General features: G+C 37.4%; 22 protein-coding genes. All 22 read right to left on the bottom strand.

Translation table 11 applies throughout. From position 1 onward, the window contains the following. Nucleotides 1-12 precede the first annotated feature (12 nt). Nucleotides 13-504: a phage baseplate assembly protein V gene (locus tag CACET_RS07670; RefSeq protein ID WP_044823770.1), complete on the bottom strand. Its 492-nt coding sequence runs from the start codon at nt 502-504 to the stop codon at nt 13-15. Beyond that, a complete protein-coding gene (locus CACET_RS07665) occupies nt 504-1526 on the bottom strand; it encodes a phage late control D family protein (protein ID WP_052661256.1) in 1023 nt (340 codons plus the stop codon). The genes CACET_RS07670 and CACET_RS07665 overlap by 1 nt, the downstream gene beginning before the upstream one ends. Next, nucleotides 1513-1737: a tail protein X gene (locus tag CACET_RS07660; RefSeq protein WP_044823769.1), complete on the bottom strand. Its 225-nt coding sequence runs from the start codon at nt 1735-1737 to the stop codon at nt 1513-1515. The genes CACET_RS07665 and CACET_RS07660 overlap by 14 nt, the downstream gene beginning before the upstream one ends. A gap of 15 nt (nt 1738-1752) precedes the next feature. Continuing rightward, nucleotides 1753-3969, bottom strand: a complete 2217-nt coding sequence (locus CACET_RS19420) for a phage tail tape measure protein (protein WP_052661255.1) — start codon at nt 3967-3969, stop codon at nt 1753-1755. After that, nucleotides 3959-4090, bottom strand: coding sequence for a hypothetical protein (locus CACET_RS21100; protein ID WP_278287098.1), 132 nt, complete (start codon nt 4088-4090; stop codon nt 3959-3961). The genes CACET_RS19420 and CACET_RS21100 overlap by 11 nt, the downstream gene beginning before the upstream one ends. A gap of 23 nt (nt 4091-4113) precedes the next feature. Beyond that, nucleotides 4114-4419, bottom strand: a complete 306-nt coding sequence (locus CACET_RS07650; RefSeq protein ID WP_044823768.1) for a phage tail assembly protein — start codon at nt 4417-4419, stop codon at nt 4114-4116. A 15-nt stretch (nt 4420-4434) separates the two neighbouring features. After that, complete coding sequence (locus CACET_RS07645) at nt 4435-4956, bottom strand: phage major tail tube protein (protein WP_044823767.1); 522 nt, start codon at nt 4954-4956, stop codon at nt 4435-4437. Further along, a complete protein-coding gene (locus CACET_RS07640; RefSeq protein ID WP_044823766.1) occupies nt 4956-6419 on the bottom strand; it encodes a phage tail sheath family protein in 1464 nt (487 codons plus the stop codon). The genes CACET_RS07645 and CACET_RS07640 overlap by 1 nt, the downstream gene beginning before the upstream one ends. Beyond that, nucleotides 6419-6697: a hypothetical protein gene (locus CACET_RS07635; RefSeq protein WP_044823765.1), complete on the bottom strand. Its 279-nt coding sequence runs from the start codon at nt 6695-6697 to the stop codon at nt 6419-6421. The genes CACET_RS07640 and CACET_RS07635 overlap by 1 nt, the downstream gene beginning before the upstream one ends. Continuing rightward, complete coding sequence (locus CACET_RS07630) at nt 6694-7164, bottom strand: hypothetical protein (RefSeq protein ID WP_044823764.1); 471 nt, start codon at nt 7162-7164, stop codon at nt 6694-6696. The genes CACET_RS07635 and CACET_RS07630 overlap by 4 nt, the downstream gene beginning before the upstream one ends. Beyond that, nucleotides 7161-7715 (bottom strand): phage tail protein, encoded by a 555-nt coding sequence (locus tag CACET_RS07625; protein WP_044823763.1) that lies wholly within the window; start codon nt 7713-7715, stop codon nt 7161-7163. The genes CACET_RS07630 and CACET_RS07625 overlap by 4 nt, the downstream gene beginning before the upstream one ends. After that, nucleotides 7712-8044, bottom strand: coding sequence for a hypothetical protein (locus CACET_RS07620; RefSeq protein WP_044823762.1), 333 nt, complete (start codon nt 8042-8044; stop codon nt 7712-7714). Before CACET_RS07620 ends, CACET_RS07625 begins: the two co-directional genes overlap by 4 nt. Before the next feature lie 51 nt (nt 8045-8095). Then, nucleotides 8096-8278 (bottom strand): hypothetical protein, encoded by a 183-nt coding sequence (locus CACET_RS07615; RefSeq protein ID WP_044823761.1) that lies wholly within the window; start codon nt 8276-8278, stop codon nt 8096-8098. Between the two features lie 13 nt (nt 8279-8291). Further along, a complete protein-coding gene (locus CACET_RS07610) occupies nt 8292-9317 on the bottom strand; it encodes a major capsid protein (RefSeq protein ID WP_044823760.1) in 1026 nt (341 codons plus the stop codon). A gap of 28 nt (nt 9318-9345) precedes the next feature. After that, nucleotides 9346-9708, bottom strand: coding sequence for a head decoration protein (locus CACET_RS07605; protein WP_044823759.1), 363 nt, complete (start codon nt 9706-9708; stop codon nt 9346-9348). Then, nucleotides 9708-10754: a head maturation protease, ClpP-related gene (locus tag CACET_RS07600; RefSeq protein ID WP_082058115.1), complete on the bottom strand. Its 1047-nt coding sequence runs from the start codon at nt 10752-10754 to the stop codon at nt 9708-9710. The genes CACET_RS07605 and CACET_RS07600 overlap by 1 nt, the downstream gene beginning before the upstream one ends. Nucleotides 10755-10784: 30 nt before the next feature. After that, nucleotides 10785-12344 (bottom strand): phage portal protein, encoded by a 1560-nt coding sequence (locus CACET_RS07595; protein ID WP_044823758.1) that lies wholly within the window; start codon nt 12342-12344, stop codon nt 10785-10787. Between the two features lie 17 nt (nt 12345-12361). Beyond that, nucleotides 12362-12592 (bottom strand): DUF6148 family protein, encoded by a 231-nt coding sequence (locus CACET_RS07590; protein WP_044823757.1) that lies wholly within the window; start codon nt 12590-12592, stop codon nt 12362-12364. A 53-nt stretch (nt 12593-12645) separates the two neighbouring features. After that, nucleotides 12646-14490: a phage terminase large subunit family protein gene (locus CACET_RS07585; protein ID WP_044823756.1), complete on the bottom strand. Its 1845-nt coding sequence runs from the start codon at nt 14488-14490 to the stop codon at nt 12646-12648. Continuing rightward, nucleotides 14456-15073: a hypothetical protein gene (locus CACET_RS07580; protein ID WP_044823755.1), complete on the bottom strand. Its 618-nt coding sequence runs from the start codon at nt 15071-15073 to the stop codon at nt 14456-14458. Before CACET_RS07580 ends, CACET_RS07585 begins: the two co-directional genes overlap by 35 nt. 247 nt (nt 15074-15320) lie before the next feature. After that, nucleotides 15321-15890 carry a tyrosine-type recombinase/integrase gene (locus tag CACET_RS07575; RefSeq protein WP_044823754.1) on the bottom strand — a complete coding sequence of 190 codons (570 nt, stop codon included), beginning with the start codon at nt 15888-15890 and terminating at the stop codon, nt 15321-15323. Between the two features lie 58 nt (nt 15891-15948). Next, entirely contained in the window at nt 15949-16215 is a 267-nt protein-coding gene (locus CACET_RS07570; RefSeq protein ID WP_144414740.1) for a hypothetical protein, read from the bottom strand. Nucleotides 16216-16268: the final 53 nt, after the last annotated feature.

Raw genomic sequence — 16268 nt, 5'->3', positions numbered from 1 at the left:
GCTACCTCCCCTCTAAGGATGATGTATAATGGGAACAGTTTTAACTTGACTGATAGCACTATTAAAATTCCCCGCTTTAGTAGTTAGGTTTCCATCAGCCTCTATCAAGATATCACCGCTAGATATTATTTTCAAATCACCTGCAGCTTTTATTGTAAGTTCTTTATTTATCTTGTCGTATTCGATACAAGTCCCATCTCCAAAGGCTTTATGGTATAAATTTTTATCTTGCACCGGTGGAGGATTAACGTTTGAATAAAAGGATCTTAGACAAAATCCCTCTTGAATACCATTAGGAAGGAATAAGCATAGTGCCTGTTGACCTACTTTGGGAAGATCATATTCTCTGTCTAGTATAGGCAGATCATTGCTGACTATTTTGTCTTTATCTTGAAAGCTTACCTTTACCGTTCCCTTTACTTCATCAACAGAATGAACTGTCCCAACACGTATTATATTCATCAAAATACTAATAACCTTCTTAGAATCTATATCATCAAACATTAATAACCCTCCAATACCTTGTGGCCTTCGATACTCACGCTATACCCACCATCATAATTGTGGATGGCTTTATCAACATAATATTTACCGCTAAATACGCCAAACTCCTCTAAATCAATGCAGCTGCCACCTACTATATTTATGTCTCCAGCGACTTCTAAAATCGTTCTGTACTCCTTCTTATTGATCTTTCTTAATGTTTTCTGCGCTAATCTTTTAGCTTCTTCCCCTGTCTTGACCCTTGCATTTAGTTCATATACTTTATCTTTCTCAGGGTCTATATCTTTCAAGGCAAATAGAAATTCTATATTCCTTCCTAATGCTGCATCATAGTATTTGACATTGCATCCGGCATAAGCCGTATCAGTAAATGTTGTCTTAAAGTTATACCTTTTCAAGGTACTGCTGCTTTCTTTAAATTTTGCTACACTAGGTCTTTTTTCATATTCTGCCTCATCAAATATTACTATTTTCTTATCAGTAACTTTAAACGCTAATCCTTCATTTTTGCATAACTCTGCTAAGAACTTCATATCTGATACCTCTGACTGCTCCTGCCTGGCATAGATAGGATTGCTCTTGCTATCAAAAAACAATGACAAACCAGCCTGATTTGCTATATCTTGAGCTATTGTTTTAAAGGTTATATTGTTCCATACTCTACTTTTATTGGTTGTTGTAAAATTGCTGTTTGCAGGGATAGATATGGCTTTTAGAGTTAATACTCTCGGCCTACCGCTATATTCTGGTTCATCTATAATGCTTGATCCACAGGGTAGGCTTTGCCTATCCCCATCAAATCTCCAATTCATTGTGTTAATCTCTGATTCTAAGCTATCACCCTTTTGTGGAAACCATTGGTTCAACCATTTAAGCTTGTTATCCTTCAGTAATATGCTTACATCATCTGCATTTTCTGAAGCATTATCTGTATAGGAAAACACTAGTAAATCTTTTTTTATATCTGAAGTAATATCAATACCGCTATATTTAACCGCTATATCAGCTCTACGTGCCAGCATATTCATTACCTCTTTTCCAAGGCGGCAACATTGATATTAACTCCCTTTTTTCTACTGCTGGAACATTTAACTCAATTCCTCCAGAAAATATAACAGTATAGATGTGTTTAGGATTTGCTTTTATCAAATCCCTTGCGTATGTTTCATCACCATACACCCTATAGGCTATCATATCCCATGTATCACCTAAAACAGTAATATATTTTTCCATGCTCCACCTCAATCATTAACCTATTGATACTCTTTTTTGATTTTCAATAAAATCCAGTGCTTGTCTTCTGAAATCCTGTTGATTTTGTTTATCAATCTTTCTTAGTTTTTCTATATCTGCATCACTTTGTATAATATACTGGGGGGAATAATGAAAGTGAATAGGCTGCTCATTATTTGTTGTTGAATTATTTACAGTAGAAGTATTTAGTAGGTTTTGTAATTTAGACAAAGGCAATATCGCTTCACTTTCACTACCTTCACCTACCATTGCCAGCGTAGGTCCTACAGCAATACCTCCTGTAGCTAACATGGGTACTTTAGGAATACTTACAGTTGGTATATTAGGAATTCCAAATTCATTTCCCCCCACACCTGGTACCCAATCAGGAATTTTAACACTTGGAATCTTATTGATTGCACTACCAACGCCATTAAGCATTTTTTCATAAGCCCCGATAATACCATTAGCAAAACCAATGATACTGTTAGCTGGTCCTCTGACTGCATCTTTAATGCCATTCCAAATTTTAGCTGACTTTTCTCCAACTGTATCCCAGTTCTTATACAAAGCAACTCCAGCAGCAATCAAGACACCTATAGCGATCACTATCATTCCTATAGGAGAAGTTGCAAAGGCTATAGCAGCACCAAATCCTTTAGTAACAACAGTCCCTATCCCTGCCACCACATTCCACGCACTTGTAGCTGCCACTTGAGCCCATGTTGCAGCTGTACTAGCCCCTCTTACAACTGCGTCTTTAACATATAAGGCTGTAAGGTAAAGTGTTTCTGCCTTATCTATAAGCTTAGCCTTGGTAGATGCAATCGTAGCAATAGTGTGTGCCTTCTTTACCTTAGTAGCAACAATTAGTGCAGTAGTAAACTTATATGTTTCCATCACTAAAGAAGCTAGTTTCCATGTGCCAAACGCAACGCCTATGCCCCATACGATAGGCTCTATGAATGTCCAATTATTGCTTATGAGTTCATATACATCCATAGCCCCATCAGCTACCCTTGCTAATACATCCACCGTTTTAGGCAAACCAGTTATAAACATCCATTCAATTGTTGGTTGTGCTGCCTCAAATGCCTGCCCTAAACCATTTTTTATTCTATCGCCTAACACCAACGCTAAATCCCTGACTCTTTCAAGTGTAGGAATATTGTTTGTCACTGCCTGTCTTATATTAAGAAATGTTGTTATGCCAACACTTGCCAACCAACTAAATTTTTCTGTAACACTGTCAATATAAGGGTTAAACTGCTGTAAATTCCCTGTTAATCTAGTAATATGAGGACTTATTTTATTAAATCCTCCTGCAATAAAGTCAATTCCTCTAGTCAATCTATCGGTTAAACCTAATATGCTCCCTTGAATCCTAGGTATTTTGGTGAAAAACCAGCCTGCAAACCTAGCTTGAACACTTAACACTTTTTTACCTACTTCTTCCTTCATATCTCCCCAAGCGTTGGTCATCTGCTGTATTTTTCCTTGATCTGTCTTGGCTAGAGCTTCGTTTACACCACCAACATTTTGTTCCAAAACCTCAGCCAGAACTTTAGCTCTGGTCATCTGATCTCCAAACTTAATCGCCTCAGCCTGTGCATCTGTAAAACTGATCCCCACACGAGACAAAGCACCTACTTGACCATCCATAACTTTACCAATCATATTTGCCACACCAACAGCGTCTTGTTGCGATGCATTTAAACCCTTTTGCTGTGCTAATAGATCTAACATCCCTTTTGATAATACGCCAATCTCTTTTTGACTCATCTGAAATGTGGCTAATTGCTGCATACCTGCTATAGTAACCTCATCACCTATAACACCTACATTTTGGAGCTGAGATGCAAGACCCAATAACTCTACTTGGGCTTTTTTATAGGCTTCTGGGCCTTCCTTTTGTAGAGATTTAACGTTTTTAAGTACAGCTTCTAGCTTTTCTTCCACTTCTATTTGAGCTTTGGCAGCTTCTACACTCTCATTAGCAAAAGCCTTCATCGCCCTATAACCTACATAAGCTCCTGCTGCACCTGCTAACATCTTCAAACCTTTGCTTAAACCACTTACAGCTCTTGTAGTTATACCAGCTTGATTTTCAGTGTGCCTTAGTCCCTTATTAATACCATTTATATTTTTCTGTGCTGCACCAAAAGCATTACCCATAGACGATTGAACTTTTGCACCTAACTGGAAGGCTATCTCGTATTTCCTACCCGCCACTTTTCATCACCGCCTTAATATCGTTGGCTACCATTAGCAGGTCCATTATCGCTAGATTTGAAAAGTATTCTATGCTTCCAATTCCTCTGCAAGAAAAATGGACAGCCGCTTTTCTTAGCACCTGCCCATCTCCTGGCTTAAAATCTATTCGTAAAAAAAACTTACTACTATATTTTTAACTTTGATCCCTTCATTTGCTGGCAATCCCTGAAAAAATTCTAATGGCTTATGACTGGCTTTACTAGCAATAATACACGCATAACCCACCGACATTTCATTCATCCCTGCAACATTTCCTTCAGAAGCAAATATCTTATCAGCTTCAACCAGATCGTTAGTAGTAAGTTTTTCTATCCCTGACAAATCAACCTCAGTATATGTTTTTCCTTCAAACTCATAAGGCTTTCTAAACGTTACATGATATTTGTTTTTCTTATTAATTACAACCATAATTATTTACCCCCTCTATATTTGGTTTCTAACATCTGCAAGAACATCTACTCCATTCACTACATAAACAAAATTTAATTTATCTAATTCTAGAAGCGTCTTTCTGTTTTCCTCAATCTTGATATAAATAACTTCCAGTGTGTTTTTAGTTTCTGTCATTTTTCCAGCAGCAATTTTCCCGAGGTCTAACCCCTTAGGCAGCACTTTTAAAGTTATTTTTAAAGCCCTGTACTGTATCCTTCCTGCAGCTATATCATAACTTTGCTGTGATGCCCTTAACACAATTGTCCTTCCTCCCGGACTCATCATTTTAAAAGAAGCATCATAGATCACTTTAAAAGGAATCTCCATCGTTATACTGCTAAAATGACCCGGTGTAGGGCTTTCGTATTCCCCTGCTATCCCTGCACCAGATATTGTTTCTGTCATAGACTCCAAGTTAGGTAGCGTTACTTCCTCAGATACACCTACAATTTTTTCATTTTCATCGTAAACATTATAGGCTACAACTTTTTCAGGCATGGCATTTACTGACATTATTGATCACCTCCAAATAAAGCATCTGAAAGAATCGTTGGATCAAATTCAAGGATATTAACAATATCCTCAGCTGGTGGAAAAGCTCCTATCTTTTGTATGAAAGTAATTTTCCCATTCAGTATGTCTGTCATTGGATTTTCTGCTTCTAGAAATTCTATTTTTGCCCCTGCAATTTGTCCTTTTGCTTGAAGGCCATTGCCTCTGATGTTTTCAGAGTCTACTATACTCTCAATTAATCTATAGTTAGTGGGTTCATCAACCTTTTGAAAATAAGTTTGTATAAAGGTATTCCCCCACCAGTTAAACACCCTCCTAATAGGAATGAACCTATCCTTAGGGTCTGTTGAAGCAGGATATACCGCTGTATTGTTACCCCATGAACGCCAACCATTTATATTAATAGCTGTAATAATTCCAGCTCCATTTAAGAAGTTTCCTTGTAACTGATCTAAAAACACTTCGGTACCATCTGCTAGTACAGTCCCCGTAATAGGCAGTCTTTTGTTTGATGGAGATTTATAAGGCACATCATCGTTCTGTGCATCTGTATAAGCTGTCAAAGCTGCAATAATAGCACTGTACCAATATTTCCTTTCTCCTATTTGCACTTTTGGGTAGCAAACCATAGAAAATTGTGAAGTATAACTATGATTGTTTTTCCATTCACGTGCATCTTGGTAACTTACTACCTCTTCAGAGTCAATATCCAGCACATTCATACAGTTGAAATTTCCATTGATTTTAATACTTTTAGCATCTATTACTGAAGCTACCTCTGGGATATGACTCCATCCAGGAGCCAATAATAGTCCAGGTACTACCCCAAACTTTGGATAGACTTGGTTTACTAATTCAAGCCCATAATATTTATTTACAGCTGCATCATACCCTCCTATAATGTCCAGTTTCGTTACCTTCTTGGGATCTAGTTTTGTGTAGTTTAGTTTTAATTCTGCTATACCTTGCTGAATATTACCACCTTCAAGAATGTTAATGACTACATTTCCATCTTTATCAAAGCCAGCATCATAATCAACATCCTTCTCATAGGTTGTAGCAGCATCAGTGCCTTTCACCACTATAGAGTCCAGCAAAACCCCCTGAACCTCTAATCCTGCTACTTTATTGACTATGTTTACTGTTTCATTCTCTTTATCTTCTTTATGCACTTTGGGGTCCAATACGTTTATAAAAATCACTGGTGCTACATTAAATCTCCTATAGCTTACATCCATAGACTGACATAATGTGAACTTATCCCAATCATCGCTATACCCCAAGTTTTCAACCGCCTCGCCCCATGAGTAGGTTATAATAGGGTTATTTACTGCTCTTGTATAATCTTTTGCTAAATGAATAGGAGCAGTACCTACAACTACTTGAACCCCTGCCGATGTTTGAATCGGTGGTATCACAGGGGTAGGTCTTTCTAAAATACTAATGCCGTGTTGATAAGACATTATTCCCTCACTCCCTTTGCATACTCCACAGTTTCTTTAAAGAGTTTGTTTTCTCTAGTTCCCAGTATCTCTATATTTTTTCTTACATCTGCTATATTTTCTGGGCTCACCATCATAGATCTTAACGCTGGACATTTTTCCATATGCTGCTTTACATGTTTTGGAAAGCCCTTTTTAAATATGGTATATTGCTGTAATATGCCATTAGGTAGACTAGCACCACAATACATTACAGTTCCAAGACCTTGTTCTTCTTGCGGTATCTTTACTTTACTCAAATCATTCCCTCCTCATCTTCCATTCTTATTCCAGGTAAAGTCCAGTTTGTTTCTATCCCACCAAAATAAAAGGGATATACATCCTCTTCGTTTACCGCCCATTGCAACGGATACTCAAGAATAAACTGTCCTGCAACCATTCTCTTTTTTAATAAGAACTGACGAATTTTTTCTATAACATTCATCACATCTTTGTATCCTTGATATCTATCATCCTCATCGTACAATCCTATAATTAACATAATCTTACAGGATGCTGGTTGATTTTCTTCGCTATCATCCCCATCCAATACTCTTGCGATAATATATGGATAATGCTGTTCATCATCTTCATCCTCTTTTGCTGGAAGGTACTGAGAATAAATGTTTATTGGTACCCTTTCATCTCTGCTGTTTTTAAAAAGCATGCCACCCAATATATCTTGCAACTCCTTGATTAAACAATCTTGTAAAAAGGTAACTATCATTGATTAACCTCCAAAACCCTTTTAATCTCACGTTCCAGTCTTTTATCAAATGTTTTTAGAGCCTCTATTTCAATATAAACTCTTACATCTATATTGTTTAACATCTGGGGAACAGCAGGACCAAATAGCTCCTTTATCGGCAGCCTTTTGCTTTTTTTTCTTCTAAATATCTTATTACCTCTGAGGTCAGCCACAAATGCTCCTATCACCTTTTTTAACCCTCCTTTTTTCACTGCTGCTTTTAAAACCTTAGGAGGTTTCTTAGGGTCTACTTGTTTAGGAGTTACTTTAAATTTTATCAGTGGCGTTCCTTTCCCGCTTGATTTTACTAAAGCACCTAAAGTCTGTTTGTTAGCTTTTGTTATTTTAATTGTATCTTTAACATCTTGAGCTTTAATATTATATTCTGCTCTGGCTTTTCTAACTGCGTTTGCCTGTACATTACTTGCAGTACGATTTAAAGCCCAAGAAATGACAGTAGGAGCCTTATTTGAAAAGCTCCCCAACTGTTTTTCCACCTTTTTTATTTTTTTAGCATCTATCTTAATCATGCCTTATTCCTCACAATCGTAATGGTGTACATCCCTTCTTCTTCCTGGAAATCACTAATACGATATAGTTTACCATCAAACTTTAATATTTTCCCTATTGCAGGGCGCCCTTCGTATACTTTTGCCATTACATGAAAAAGAATATCCCCTACATATACTCCATCTGAAGGCTTTGATGTTCTTGAGCTTAGTTTTCTTTCTGTGAGTGCATCATTATCTACAATAACCTTCATTTCTTTTCCATCAACTGTATGGGTTTCTGCAAATTCATCTTCATTGAAGAAAACATTATCTAAGTCGGATGAAAGAAAATCCTTAAAATTTCCCATAAATACGCTCATCCTCTCTTCTCTTTCTCGCTCTATAAATTATCCTATGCCTTACTTTTTTTTATCATCTTCCTCTGTACTTTGTGATGCTTTACCTTCTTCAGCTACACCTAAGTCTATCAATCTAGCTGCTTCTTTTTTATCAAGACCTTTTATTTCTTCCCCTTGTTTAAATTCAACAAGGTTTCCTTCTTTATCACGATTCGTTACTGTAGACTTAGCTATCAATGCCAATCACATCACCCCCTTATTTAACAATGGCATTATGCCAACTATCAACATCCTCAGGTACTGGAAGTGGTCTAGTGGCTATTCTAAGTTTTCTTACCTCATTGTCCTCATCAACCCAAGATTTAGGAATCCTTATTCCTTCGATAGTTACAAACTGACCATTCTCGATTTGAGTGACAGCACCATAAAGTCTCTTCATTGAGCCAGTAACCCCCATAAGCACATGCTTTTCCGGCACCATTGGTTGTTCTTCGCCGGTATCGTCAAGGAACCACTCATCATAACTATATATTTCTAAGCCCAGCAAAGGTAATTTCCCAATAAAAGTAATACCTTCAGCTTTTACTGAAGGCTCAATAGCTCCTATATTTAATCTTTGAATATCTAATAATTTTTGCACCTTGCCGTGGTTAATAAATGTATCTACAACATCAGATGCCATAATACAAATATTTGGAGTCATACCCGTCTTTTGAATAATCTTAAGTCTCCATCTCTTCATATCTGCAATCGGATCAGATGTATCAGCCGTCCATAGAGCCCCCGCTGCCAATATTTCTTTATTAGTAAAATTGAAATCTAGCACCTGTTCAAAACCTTCACCTTTCATAACCACCTTACCGCCAAATAATACCTCTCTACACATCCATTCCTCTCTTCTAGTAATATAATCATCCAATTCAATTAAGTCCTGGGCCAGCAATTCCCTAGCCCTTTCTTCAGGTGTTCTTGTACTATATACATCCTCCCCCATCACTCTTCTAGAAATATCATCCTGTGTTGTCACTCTTGTAGGAGCAATTTTAGGTGTTTTATAGGTATTGGTCACATAACCCTCCCTATCCATTATCACGCCGCCAACTCTAGGTGCCACAAAAGGAGCCATCTTTCTTTTTCCCTTCTTATAGTCTACATCCACATGCTCAGTTAGAAAGGTTTCGTACTTAGGAAAAAAAGTATCTCTTAAGAATGTTCGTACAGGTTTCATTAGCTTGATGGCCTTCATCATGGTTCTGGTGCTGTAAATATTTATATTGCCCATAGTTTTTTTCTCCTCCTCATTCTTTTATCTAAAGACTTTCTTTTAAGTAAATTCCTAGTTTTCTTAACTCAATTTCATGATCTGCAGCAGTATCTTCCCCACCAAAGATCAGGGCTTTTGCGTTAAACAGTCCACTAATATAACCTGTTGTGACTACATCATCTTCCCCAGTATCTACCGTATCTGTTAAAATGGCATAAGGATTTTGTGCTCCATCACTTTCAGACTTATCAGCAATTTTTCCTAATCCTGTAGCTGTGACAATCCCTACCACCGTACCTCTTAATAACACCCCTTGATCTTTTGCTAATGTAATTCCCTTAGTCAAAATGGGAAACTCGTTACCGGCAATAAGATTATCAGGTATAAATTCTCCTAAAACTTTGTACATTAGATTCCCCTCCTCTTGTTTACTGCATTAGCAAGCTCTTCAGCTTCTTTTTCCTCTTGTTGTGCCTTAGTTTCATGATTTTGTGGTGCTGGTGCACCGTCAATACCGTTGACATTTGAATCCTCTACATCCTTCTTTCTATTTTCTAGAAAGGCACTGCCTTTTGCTTTTTCTGCCTTAATGATCTGCATAGCAGCTTCTTCAGCAGTAATTCCACTTTCGTACTTTGCTTTATTAATAATTTCTTCATTGCCGGGCATCGCTAAATCATCTAGATTTTGCATCCTAGCTCTTTCATTTTGAATTCCTTGGTTTCTACCTTCATTAAGAATTTGGTTATACAGTTCTGGATGCTTGTTTTTCATTTCTTCTACTGTCATTACAGATTCCTCCTCATTCTTCTTATCCTCCACTACTGCTGCTTTGCCACTGTCTAAAGGTTTATGCATATAGTTTCTAATCTTATTTACTACCTCTTGTGGTAACACTGATGTATTGATACCGGCCACCAATTGGTTTGCATCATCAAACATAATCTCATCAGCAAAACCCAATTCCTTTGCTTGTTGGGCATTTAACCATGTTTCTTTGTTCATTAGCTCTAATAGCTGATTTTCATCCATATTAGTCTTTAGTCTGTAGGCATTAGCAATGGATGTGTTATAATTCTTTAAAACCTCTGATTGCTGCTGCATATCTCTGTAGTCACCCCATGCTCTTGATGACACATTATGTATCATGATTTGTGCTGTTGGAGATATTTTTATAGTTTTTGCTGCCATCGCTATTACACTCGCAGCACTAGCAGCTATTCCTAGTATTTTAGCTGTCACATTTCCCTGATAGTCTTTTAATAAGGTATAGATTTCTGATCCAGCAAATACTGAACCACCGCCACTATTAATTTCTAACTCTAAATCTTCACCATTAGCTTTTTCAATCGCATTACTTACATCCCTTGGACTTGTAGCATCCATTTCAAGCCATTCATATATCCATTTATCGTCATTTGATACTATCGTTCCTTTGATCTCTATCCTTGCCACGATTATTACCTCCCTGCTCTATAGCAGCCTTTAATCTTCTTCTAATTCTTTTGTTTCTAAAACTTGTTGACTTTTTTCATCTACGATCAAGCCTCCTTCCCTCCTCATTCTTTCTTCTTTTACTCTTTGTCTATGATTTCTCATCCAGTTACCACCAGTCAGTTCAATGGTTTCATCTACCCGTGTGCTATAACCACCCAAAACCCTTTCATTTGCGGCTCTGACTTCTTTTAGTGGGTCAATTTGCCCTTGAGATGGACCATTCCACTTGGCTCCTGAATAAGCTTTTCTTACCATCGGATCATTAAAAAAGCCAGGTGCACTCACCCGACCTTTTGCTACTGCTTCAACTAAAAATTCTTCATATACCGGCTGACAAAAATCAGATGCTAACCACGCTCTACGCATCCTAAACATCTTCCAAGCCTCAAGTAGTGCTGCTCTGCTTGCTGAATAAGAAGCTGTAAAATGTTTTATCAATAGTTCATAAGGTATTTCAAGAGCCGATCCGATTTGTCTGCTCACCGCTGTAACAAATCCTTCGAAGGCTGTGTTAGGTCTTCCTGGGTTGGCTTCTTTTATATCCTCACCTTCCCCTAGTGCAATAATGGCACCATTCCCTAGTTCATAACTATTCTCGTCCTTATCATCTACTCGATCTTCATCTAGAATTACCTGACCAAGCTGCCCCTCGGTAGGGTTTTCACTTTTAATAAAAACAGTATACATGCCTGAAATAACAGCTGCCATTAACTCAGCTTCCGTATATCTGCCTAGTTGTTTTAAACTTTCTATCACTGGTGCTAGTATTGGAACACCCCTATACTGCTCTGGTCTTTCGCTCTCCATTAAATGCAATACATTAGGTCTTCCCGTTTCTTTGCCAAACGCTTCAACCCTGATCCATTCATTTCTTAAGTTTGAATTTGATAAGGGATGTTTCTTTGAAATATAGTAAGCAAGCACCTCACCATGTCTTCCTATTTCAACACCACTTACTATCTTATCTTCATTCTTTTTATTGTATGGTGTAGAGACACGGTCAGCTTCTATCAGCTGTATTCTTAAATCATAGGGCATGTTGGGTCGTGATATAACCGGCAGCAATACTACACAATCCCCTGACATTAGCCATGATAAAAATGCCAGTTGTTGAAGCTCATAGAAATTATTAAGCCTTTGGGCATCACAATGTACTGAATCTGCCCAAAGAGAAAACTCTCTTTCTACCTTCTCTTCCCATTCATCCGCCTCTTCATCGGACATTCCAAGAAATTTAGCATCAATTTGTGCCTTCAGTTTTAAGCCACTGCCTACAACATTAGTTCGTGTAGTCTTAATAGCACCTGTCGCCAAAGGAACGCCCATAAATAAATCTCTTGATCGCTCTCTAAGTAATGCCAAATTATCAGCAATATCTTCCTTTGCAGAGCCACCTGTGCTGAGCCACCCCAACAGACTTTTCTTTGTCCTGCTGGCTCCATGATGGGAATATCCTGAGTTTAAGACTTCCAAATGTTTTCTTGCAACGGTGCGTCTTAAAGCCTCTTTAGGAGCTATTACAGCATACATTTTGTCAATGATGTTCAAACTTTCACCCCCTAACTTTATAAATCTCTAGGAACTATCCTCATGACACGCCTAGGGCCCTTTGAATTTGGCTTTAATTTTTCAACCTCTGTCCTCCAAAACTTTATCTGTCCTTTAATTTCACTTAAATTTGCTCTAGTAAGTTGTCTACTGCCTATCTTATAGCTTTGTCCTGTCGATACCGCTAATTCTGCCTTAAGCCATGCATTCAAGTGCTTTTTTGCTATTTCTAATGTCCATGCAGCCATATATCCAACACCAACTTTCTTAAATAAAATAAAAAGCCCTGGACTAGGACCTATTAAACACCTTTTGATATTGTTCTTCTCTTTTTTTTTGCACTTCCTTGTAAGGATTTGCTTTGATCACTTATCTTACCTTTTTTATACATTTTCTGTAGAATTTCAAAATTAGGATTCAATATCTCAAGAGCTGCACCAGCGTAGTTTCTTAAGTCTAAGGGTTCATTCCGAACTCCTGACTTTTTAATCCACTCAATTTTAGGTCTCCCTTTGGAATACCTAATGACTCTTCTCTCGCTGCAAAGCCCCTTAAAATATTCTTCGTTATAACCTTTTTCCTGTTCAATCGGATAGTGACAGTATCCTGGTCCTTCAAAAGCCACTTTAATCCTAGAAATAATTAGTTCCTTCCCTTTATCTACCCCTAAAGGAAACAAAGCAACTTTTTCTCTATTGCTCCTGGATGGTTTCCCTATAAAAGCTTTATCTGAACCACCATATCCTTTGATAGCAAATATCCTGCGATGTTCTCTAGCTTTACAAAATTTATATACTTCGTTAGTATAATGACCGCCAGAGTCAATGCAAACACAAGAAATGCCAACATCTTCTCCATTTCCAAAACTCCATTCATGCATTAGATATTGGTCTAGTTCATTCCATACAAAATCTTGTCCAGGATCACCATAAAAAATTTTATACTCAATACCCCAGCTTTCTTTGCCGACTCCCCAACCAACAACTTCTACCTCCAGCCTATCATCTTGAACGTCTACGCCAGCTGTAAGCAGTAATACACCTTCTGGAACCGGGCATCCATATCTTTCTCTACGCTTGATTAAAGCTTCCTCATCATTCACTTCTCCTTCTAAGTCTTCCCAGCTCTCTCCTAGATAGGTATTGACAAAAGTCTTTAACGCTTCTCTTCCTTTTGCTTTAGCGTCTTTAAACTCTTTTATAATGGTTTCCCATCGTTCCCAAGGACTAGCTAAGGCATTTAAATGAAAACCCCTCTTGGTTTTGATTTTATCCTCATCCTGAGCAACCCACTTGCCTTTGCCAGCCTTCCATTCAAACTCTGTAAATCTTTCCCGACAGAACTTGCACTCCATTGTTGTATCCTCAAACTTGATCTGTGCCCATTTAAGTGGCTGGTGTCTACCACATAAGGGGCAAGGCAAACACCATTCTTCTTTGCTGCTGCCCTCGTACTCTGACTCAATCCTTGAAATACCTTTTTCTGTTGGTGTTGATACAAATACTTTTTTCTTATTCCAGAAGGTTTTGGTTCTTTTTTCTGCCAAGCTAAGGGGATCACCCTCCGATCCGGCACTGGCTGGAAATCTGTCCACCTCATCAGCTAAGAGTATTCTTATAGGTCTACTGGATAACCCTGTTGGAGAGTTAGCACCTACCAAAGCAATATATCCTCCTGGGAATCCTTTTTCTAGTAATGTATTGTCACTATCCCTACTTTTAGAGTCTTTTACTTTTCCTCTAAGGGCTGGAGTATCCCTTAGCATAGTAGCTAATCTTTTCTTTGAGTAAGTCTGTGCTAAATCAAGTGTTGGCATCAGAAGTAAAATAGGTGCTGGATCATAATCTATGTAGTAGCCAATGATATTATTGATTATTTCTGTTTTACCTACTTGTGATGAAGACATAATTACAATTGTTTCAACTGTAGGCTGGTTTAGTGCATCCATGATTTCCTTCTGATAAGGTGCTCTATCTGTTCTCCATTGCCCCGGCTCTGCCGATGATTCAGGAGAAAGCTTTCTATACGTATCTGCCCACTCCGATACTAATAGCTTTGGTGGTGGAGCCATGATTTTAACAATATTTTCAAATACCTTTATGGTTTTGCTCTTAATCTTCCTCGATGTTTTCTTCCTTCTCAACATTTTTATCACCCCTATTACCCTGCACTTCTATATCCATATCATCATCACATACATCAATATAATCTTCACCATAAAAAGCTGCTGGATCATAACTAGATAGCTCATCTAACACTTCAAAACATTCTTTTTTGATAAGCTCTTGAATTATCCCTATATCGTCTCTAGCGATCAGTGCTGGAGCTAGCTTTGAAGCCATCGCTAAAATTTTGCTTCTAAAAGAAGTTAGCATATCATTCATCACTCTTTTAACATCTTCTGAATGATGCATCTCACCCCTCATGGCAGCAAGCTTTAATTCAGCAATTTCTCTTTTGGTTTTTTCATGAAGAGCTTTTTCTTCTTCTAGATCTACTGCAGCTTCACTTTTACTGTCTTGTATATCTTGGTTTGTCTTGATATGAATAATATAGTTTTTTACACTATCAGCTAAACTGTATCGCCCTCTTTTAACTTTGACCAAAATACCCTCTTCACTTAGCTGCCTTACTCTTCTATCAGTCAAACTAAAAAGATCAGCAAGCACACCACTGGATACAGTTACACTATCAACAGATTCAACTTTTTTAGAGTTTATTTCTTTCATAACATCCCCTCCTTGGTAGTGGAAATGGCAAATAAATTTTTTTTGAATCTAGACGGATTTTGGGGTCGAGAGTACCCGCTGGTCTTCGACTTTTCCAGAAGGACCCGTGTTTTTTTCTTATTTGAATGTAATAAAACAGTGATATTTTTACATTCGCAAATATTTTTTGCTACTTATATATGTCCAGTATTTTTATCAGCCAATGTAATGTCGTCTTTTTTTATTACATTAAAGACATAAGAAGAAATTACTTCCGCTTTTGGCTTATATAGTCCCCCAACTTCTTCACATGCTTATCAACCATATCCTGTCTCACACCAATATATCTTAAAGCTGACGAAACATCCCCTTGGTTCAGTGCTTCTTTTACTGCTACAGGATCTTTCTCTGATAAGATATAAATAATATATCCGTGAGTTTTTCTCATGGAATGTGTTGCAACACATTCTACTCCAAAAGCTTTTGCTGCACCCTTAATTATCCTCCATGCCTGTACTGCACTTATTGGTTGATTTGTTCCTTTCCGTGACTTGAAAAGATACTCGTAGTTTTCTTTATCATGAATATACTCATTTATGATTTGCCTTAAATCATAATGCAAAATAATCTTTCTTTCTTTTTTTCTTTTCTTTTCCCTCAAGTAGATAAACTCTTTGTCTTTTACATCTCTCACCCTCAGCTTCAAAATATCAGAGATTCTTAATCCAGTATGAATTCCAAACATCCACATCACATAGTCTCTCTGATTTCGTACTCTAAGGTATTCAGCAATATCATATACCACATCTATATCCCTGATCGGCTCAACTGTATTCATTGACACCACCTACTATTTCAAAATTAACGCCATAAAAAAAGAGCTCCATAGCCCACTGTTAAAAAACTTTCTTTGAGTAATTATAATTCTTTTTGTATAGTGCCTTAGCAAATTCTTTCAACTTATCCGAGGCATTACAATGCTTATCATTTATTATTTTAGTAATATCATTAGAAATATATTTTCTATTACCTTTACCAGTGTTGACTCTATAGCCTTTTTGATTCAACCATTTTGATGTGTCAGCCACACTTTGTAGTTCTAAATACTTTTTCAATATTATCTCTTCTAGCGTACTACTGGTAGTCAGTATTAGTTCTTTCATTTCTTCTAAATACTTTATTTGCTTCTCTGTATTACTTTTGATTTCTTTGATTT

The sequence above is a fragment of the Clostridium aceticum genome (assembly GCF_001042715.1).
In the GTDB taxonomy this organism is placed as follows: domain Bacteria; phylum Bacillota; class Clostridia; order Peptostreptococcales; family Natronincolaceae; genus Andreesenella; species Andreesenella acetica.
Note: the sequence above shows the minus strand (reverse complement) of the source record. Positions and strands in the feature narration are given on the sequence as shown.

Bases quoted from the DNA above. Each gene is read 5' to 3' on its own strand.
- CACET_RS07660 (WP_044823769.1), bottom strand. From the start codon at position 1,737: ATGGAAAAATATATTACTGTTTTAGGTGATACATGGGATATGATAGCC.
- CACET_RS07610 (WP_044823760.1), bottom strand. From the start codon at position 9,317: ATGGGCAATATAAATATTTACAGCACCAGAACCATGATGAAGGCCATC.
- CACET_RS07645 (WP_044823767.1), bottom strand. From the start codon at position 4,956: ATGTCAGTAAATGCCATGCCTGAAAAAGTTGTAGCCTATAATGTTTAC.
- CACET_RS07590 (WP_044823757.1), bottom strand. From the start codon at position 12,592: ATGGCTGCATGGACATTAGAAATAGCAAAAAAGCACTTGAATGCATGG.
- CACET_RS07625 (WP_044823763.1), bottom strand. From the start codon at position 7,715: ATGATTAAGATAGATGCTAAAAAAATAAAAAAGGTGGAAAAACAGTTG.
- CACET_RS07570 (WP_144414740.1), bottom strand. From the start codon at position 16,215: ATGAAAGAACTAATACTGACTACCAGTAGTACGCTAGAAGAGATAATA.
- CACET_RS07585 (WP_044823756.1), bottom strand. From the start codon at position 14,490: ATGTTGAGAAGGAAGAAAACATCGAGGAAGATTAAGAGCAAAACCATA.
- CACET_RS07605 (WP_044823759.1), bottom strand. From the start codon at position 9,708: ATGTACAAAGTTTTAGGAGAATTTATACCTGATAATCTTATTGCCGGT.
- CACET_RS07620 (WP_044823762.1), bottom strand. From the start codon at position 8,044: ATGGGAAATTTTAAGGATTTTCTTTCATCCGACTTAGATAATGTTTTC.
- CACET_RS07575 (WP_044823754.1), bottom strand. From the start codon at position 15,890: ATGAATACAGTTGAGCCGATCAGGGATATAGATGTGGTATATGATATT.
- CACET_RS07580 (WP_044823755.1), bottom strand. From the start codon at position 15,073: ATGAAAGAAATAAACTCTAAAAAAGTTGAATCTGTTGATAGTGTAACT.
- CACET_RS07650 (WP_044823768.1), bottom strand. From the start codon at position 4,419: ATGGTTGTAATTAATAAGAAAAACAAATATCATGTAACGTTTAGAAAG.
- CACET_RS07665 (WP_052661256.1), bottom strand. From the start codon at position 1,526: ATGCTGGCACGTAGAGCTGATATAGCGGTTAAATATAGCGGTATTGAT.
- CACET_RS07670 (WP_044823770.1), bottom strand. From the start codon at position 504: ATGTTTGATGATATAGATTCTAAGAAGGTTATTAGTATTTTGATGAAT.
- CACET_RS07640 (WP_044823766.1), bottom strand. From the start codon at position 6,419: ATGTCTTATCAACACGGCATTAGTATTTTAGAAAGACCTACCCCTGTG.
- CACET_RS07630 (WP_044823764.1), bottom strand. From the start codon at position 7,164: ATGATAGTTACCTTTTTACAAGATTGTTTAATCAAGGAGTTGCAAGAT.